The organism is Bacillus sp. JJ1764 (genome assembly GCF_036962145.1).
Taxonomy (GTDB): domain Bacteria; phylum Bacillota; class Bacilli; order Bacillales; family Cytobacillaceae; genus Neobacillus.
On the sequence record NZ_JBALNY010000165.1, the window covers coordinates 1 to 5,629 of the forward strand.

Annotated in this window: 5 protein-coding genes; all 5 read left to right on the top strand. The window is 39.2% G+C overall.

Features of this window, described 5'->3' with window-relative positions; translation table 11 throughout:
- The first annotated feature begins 321 nt into the window (after positions 1-321).
- The 5 genes from V7083_RS20035 to V7083_RS20055 all read left to right on the top strand — a co-directional run bounded on the left by V7083_RS20035 (position 322) and on the right by V7083_RS20055 (position 5,285).
- A complete protein-coding gene (locus V7083_RS20035) occupies positions 322-1,149 on the top strand; it encodes a TIM barrel protein (protein WP_335481239.1) in 828 nt (275 codons plus the stop codon).
- Between the two features lie 15 nt (positions 1,150-1,164).
- Entirely contained in the window at positions 1,165-2,508 is a 1,344-nt protein-coding gene (locus V7083_RS20040; RefSeq protein ID WP_335481241.1) for an amino acid permease, read from the top strand.
- A gap of 123 nt (positions 2,509-2,631) precedes the next feature.
- Positions 2,632-3,645, top strand: coding sequence for an SIS domain-containing protein (locus tag V7083_RS20045; protein ID WP_335481243.1), 1,014 nt, complete (start codon positions 2,632-2,634; stop codon positions 3,643-3,645).
- Between the two features lie 64 nt (positions 3,646-3,709).
- On the top strand, positions 3,710-4,492 hold the full coding sequence (gene frlD / locus V7083_RS20050; protein ID WP_335481244.1) for a fructoselysine 6-kinase: 783 nt from the start codon (positions 3,710-3,712) through the stop codon (positions 4,490-4,492).
- Between the two features lie 64 nt (positions 4,493-4,556).
- Positions 4,557-5,285, top strand: coding sequence for a GntR family transcriptional regulator (locus V7083_RS20055; protein WP_335481246.1), 729 nt, complete (start codon positions 4,557-4,559; stop codon positions 5,283-5,285).
- Positions 5,286-5,629 lie beyond the last annotated feature (344 nt).

Here is a 5,629-nt window from a genome sequence, read left to right on the forward strand (position 1 = left end):
GGTATGAAAGCCAAAACCGGGACGAGCAAGAAAGAAACTGTCATTCATCGAGGATGTGAAAGACAAAACCAGGACGAGCAAGAAGAAAAAGGGCCCTCATCGGGTAAAAAGTCTAAATATAAATAAGTCACAAATTTTCTTGAAAAGGTTATACCTCTAACGGGGTATAGCCTTTTTTATTTAGTAGTTTTGTTACCTAATAAGTTATTTTCAAAAATAAATAAATTATTTTAAAAATTACGATTGAAATTATTGTACTGTTAGAATATAATACAAGGCATAACAAATAAAAAAGCGTTTTCATAAAGGGGGTGAATCAATTTGAAAGTAGCCGGAATGAATATCACTTTTAAGCATTTCCCATTCCAAACCTTTTTGGATTGTATGGATCAACTAGGAATGAAAAGCATTGAATTGTGGGCAGGGGAGCCACACTTATATGTTTATCGTCATGCCTTGGGCAACATTAGAAACATCAGAAAAGAAGTAAAGGCAAGAGAGATGAATATTGTCTGCTTTACCCCGGAACAATGTGTTTATCCATATAATATCGCTGCATCGGACACACATTTACGTAAGGCAAGCATTGATTATTTTATAGAAAATGCTTATGCAGCACTTGAACTTGGGACGAATATGATGCTGATTACTTCGGGTATTGGAGACTTTTCTGTCACCCGTGAGGAATCATGGAAGTATGCCAGTGACTCCATCTATCAGCTCACAAAAGTAGCTGAAAAGGAAGGGCTGACTCTTGCACTGGAGCCATTAACCAGGTTTGAATCTAATCTGATTGTTAGTGTCAAGGATCTTGAAAAAATGATCGGAGAAATTAAATCTCCTGCATTAACAGGGATGATTGATACAGTGGCAATGCGATTGGCAGGAGAAACGCCAGATGACTATTTTTCCAACCAGTCAGGTATTAGTCATTTCCACCTCATTGATGGAGATGGACAAACAGACGCCCATCTTGGACTCGATGACGGTTCACTAAATTGGAGGGAGTATTTATATAGCCTGCAAAAGAACCAATACGATGGGTATCTCACCCTCGAAATTATGGGCTCGCAATATTATCAAAATCCGCATGAGGCCCTCAAGAAATCGGTTAATAAAGTAAAAGAATTAGGAATTATATCTTCTTGATATGGAGGAACTCTTATGAGTAATGGCACACTGACAAGAAAATTGGGCTTCTGGTCGGCTTTGGCAATCGCAGTAGGAACCACAGTCGGTTCGGGGATCTTCGTTTCATCGGGTGACGTAGCGAAAGCTGCTGGTACACCGACAATCTCTATTCTTGCATGGATCATCGGGGGCATTATTGCCATTCCACAGGTAATGGTATTGGCGGAACTGTCAACAGCCTATCCCCAAAATGGAAGCGGTTATGTTTATTTGAATAAAGCAGGCTGGCGGCCATTGGCCTTTCTATATGGATGGGCAACGTTTTGGGCGCTTGACCCTCCGTCCATTTCCATAATGGCATTGGCCATTGTGTCCTATGTTGCTTCCTTTTTCCCATTCTTCTCCGGGATTGCTGGGAAACTATTAGGTGTCGCAATTATTTTAATTATTACTTCCATCCACTATCGCAGTGTCAAAGAGGGCGGTTTTTTCCAAGTTCTGATTACCGCCATCAAAATTATTCCATTCTTAATTGTTATTGTACTGGGCATTATGTATATGAATCCAGAGCATTTTTCTTATACTCCTGCATCAGGCACGGTGAAAACTAGTTTAATTGGAGGAGTATCCGCCACAACCTGGGCCTATACAGGTATGGCAGCCATATGTTTTATGGCAGGGGAATTCAAAAATCCAGGAAAAGTGCTGCCAAAAGCACTGATCAGTTCTGTGTTTATCGTCCTTGGTTTATATACATTACTAGCTGTTTGCGTGACAGGTCTAATGCCTTTTGAAAAATTAATCCACTCAAGTGCAGCAGTATCGGATGCGGTTAAGTATATTCCTGGTTTTTCTGGAATGGCTTCTTCCTTTGTCGCGATTACTGCGATTATCGTTATTTTGGGATCTTTGAGCTCTTGCATCATGTTCCAGCCTAGACTTGAGTACGCCATGGCGAAGGATGGTCTGTTCTTCCAACGTTTTGCAAAAGTTCATCCTAAATATGAAACACCAAGTTTTTCGATTATTGTTCAGGTTACCTATGCCTGTATTCTAGTATTCTTTAGCAATTTAACCGCGCTGTTAGGGTATTTCACCCTCATTCAATTAGTCATTAATATTTTGGACTTTGCAGCTGTTTATAAGTGCCGTAAACGGGAGGATTATAACCCGATTTATCGGATGCCAATGTGGAGAATCACAACCATTTTGGCCATCCTTGGGGCTTCCTGGCTTGCTTGGGGAACCTTTACCTGGGCACCAATCCAAGGGATGATTGCGGCATTTATTGTAATCGCTACAGGCCTTCCTGTGTATTACTATTGGGAAAAGAAATACGGATCAAAAAATAGAAATGATCATGATCTAACAGCTTAACAGAAAGGAAGTTAGTTCTTAGCAGCTAACTTCCTTAAAAATTTATGATAAAACAATTGTATATTTTGTAATGTTTAGTTATAATACAAGACATAACAAATAAACTTTCAGGAGGAAAACACAATGCTAAAGTTTGATGAGGAATTATTCCTAAAGCTTGTTGAAAAAGAAGGTCTTGCCTTTAGAGGGCAAATTGAACAATTTGTCGATGAAATCTGTAAAAAGGGATACAAGAACATTTTCTTGATCGGAGCAGGTGGAACCATTGCAATGATGTATCCTTATGAATATATTTTAAAATCAAATTCAACTATAGATGTACATGCGGAAATTGCCGCTGAATTTATGGTGATGAACCATAAACATTTCAGTAAAGATTCTGTCTGCATCTTTACCTCTGTATCTGGAACAACGAAAGAAACAGTAGCTGCGGCAGAATATTGTAAAGAAAGAGGAGCTACAACCATTGCATTGGTGGCTGAGCCAAACACACCAATGACACAAATCGTCGATTACTGTATCACAACGGGCTCTGAAAAACATTCATTTGATACCTTCTTTATGCTGCTATACATGGTTGTTTTCCGTTTCATGTATAACAACAATGAATTTCCGCAGTATGAGCAATTTACAAAAGAAGTGGCCTTACTTCCAAGAGCTATTCTAAGTGCGGTAAAAGCATTTGATAAAAAAGCAGAGGAATTTGCGATTAAACACAAAGACACCGATTATCACATGATGGTTGGATCTGGTAACCTTTGGGGCAATACGTATTCATACGCTATGTGTATATTGGAAGAGATGCAGTGGATTCATGCAAAATCTATTCACGCTGCTGAGTTTTTCCATGGTACGCTAGAATTAGTATTGGAAGATACAAGTGTTATTTTACTAAAAGGTGAAGATGAAACAAGACCATTAATGGACCGTGTTGAGAGATTTGCAGAGAAGATTACAAAGCAGCTAACAGTCATTGATACAAAGGATTTCGATATGGAAGGCATCAGCGAGGAATTCCGCAAACACTTTGCTGTCAGCATAAACTGGTCTGTCCTTAGCAGAATCAGCGTTCATCTTGAGAAGGAAAGAAACCACCCATTAACCCTTAGAAGATACTATCGCCAGTTTGAATACTAAAATAATTACGAGCACTACATCGTAGTGCTCTCATTCCTTTATGCTAATGAAAGAAGGGCTAAAAATGAGGTTCGTAACTGTCGGTGATAACTGTATGGATGTCTATCAGGCAAGCAAGAAAGCATACCCGGGAGGAAATCCGGTGAATGTGGCAGTTTATTTGAAAGAATTAGGGGCTGAAACAGCCTATATTGGCTGGGTTGGAACCGATCCATACGGGGATGTCATGATACATGCACTTCAGGAAAAAGGCGTGGATGTATCACATCTTACGAAAAAAGAAGGAAAGACTGCTGTTACGTATGTAGAATTAGTCGATAATGACCGCAAGTTTGGCGATTATGAAGAAGGAGTGATGGCTGATTTTTCATTAACGAATGAAGAGCTTCACTTCATTGGAAATCACCAACTTGTACATGCTGGGATTTGGGGACACGTAGAAGAGTATTTTCCGACTTTTAGAGAAATGGGTCTGACCACCTCTTTTGATTTCTCAGATCAATTAGACCATAGTCTAGTTCAAACCTTGCCGTCATTCGTTGATTATTCGTTCTTTTCCTATACAAAAGATGACGATTATATCCGTCAATTTTTAAAGGATGTAAAGAGTCGAGGTACAAATATTGCTGTGGCAACCTTAGGTGAAAACGGCTCTTTAGCCTATGATGGGGAACAGTTTTACCAATTTGGAGTACAAGAAGCTAATGTGGTAGATACGATGGGCGCTGGTGATTCCTTTATTTCCGGATTTATCTATGCGAGATTGCAGGGCCAGCCAATTCAAAAATGTCTTGAATGTGGCACAAATACAGCTGCCAAAACCATCAGCTACTTTGGCGCATGGTGACGGAGATTCACTATCAATGTATAATAGATTATATAATCTATTGATAGTAAGGATGAAATAAAGAATGAATTTAAATCCATCCACTCCCCAGCCATTATATATGCAAATCAGACAAATGCTGATGAATGATATCCAGCAGGGAAAATACAAACCGGATGAACAAATCCCAACAGAAGCAGAGCTTTGTGAAATTTATAACGTAAGCCGAATCACGATTCGAAAAGCGATTGAGGAATTAGTGAAGGAAGGAACCCTGACTCGGATTCCCCGCAGAGGTACCTTTGTTACCTCAAAGAAAATCAATAACGAACTATTATCTGTAAGCGGATTCTCAGAATTCAGCCACCAGCTTGGTATGATTCCCAACTCCCGAATTTTAAGAAGTGAAGTCATTCCAGCCTCTGAGGTTGTTGCGGGTCATCTGCAGATTGAGGCAGGAAGTCCGGTGTTAGAGTTGGAGCGCCTGATGTATGTCAATGATCGTCCGTTATTTTACGATGTCGCTCACTATTCGTTAATTCGCTTCCCTGATTTGGAAAAGAAAATCACAACAGATGAATCAACTTATAAGATTCTGTCGGAAAATTACCATACAGAAATTGTCAGCAACGATAAGAACATCGATGTTATTAGTGCCACAAAGGATTATGCAAAGTTATTGGAATGTGATATCGGAGCAAATCTATTTCGAATTTTAAAAATTGCATTTGATACGAAGGATGAACCTGTTCACCTTTCTACCTTTATGTGTGAAACAAATAAGGTCACTCTGACCGTTCATCGTGCAAAATAGGTTATACCCTTCCTTGGGTATAGCCTTTTTATTTGGTAGTTAAGAACTGTTGTAAAAATGCGACAAACCTTGAACACAAAAACGTCATAACTTTTTTCATAGGATGGCAGTTAACGATGAAAGCTAGAGTTTAAATGGTTAATGGTATCACCTTCCCTGCCAGTTTGATGTAACCCCCTCTTTATTTCCGTATTTTTAAGGCTGTTGCAAAAATACCACAGTATTCTCAGCCCTTTAGAGACTGCCCCTTGGCTGATTGACGCGTCTTTTTTTCTTGCTTATGATGTTAGTGAAAAGATTCACAAACTAGTTTATATAAACATTTTATTACTGCTTTTTTATTT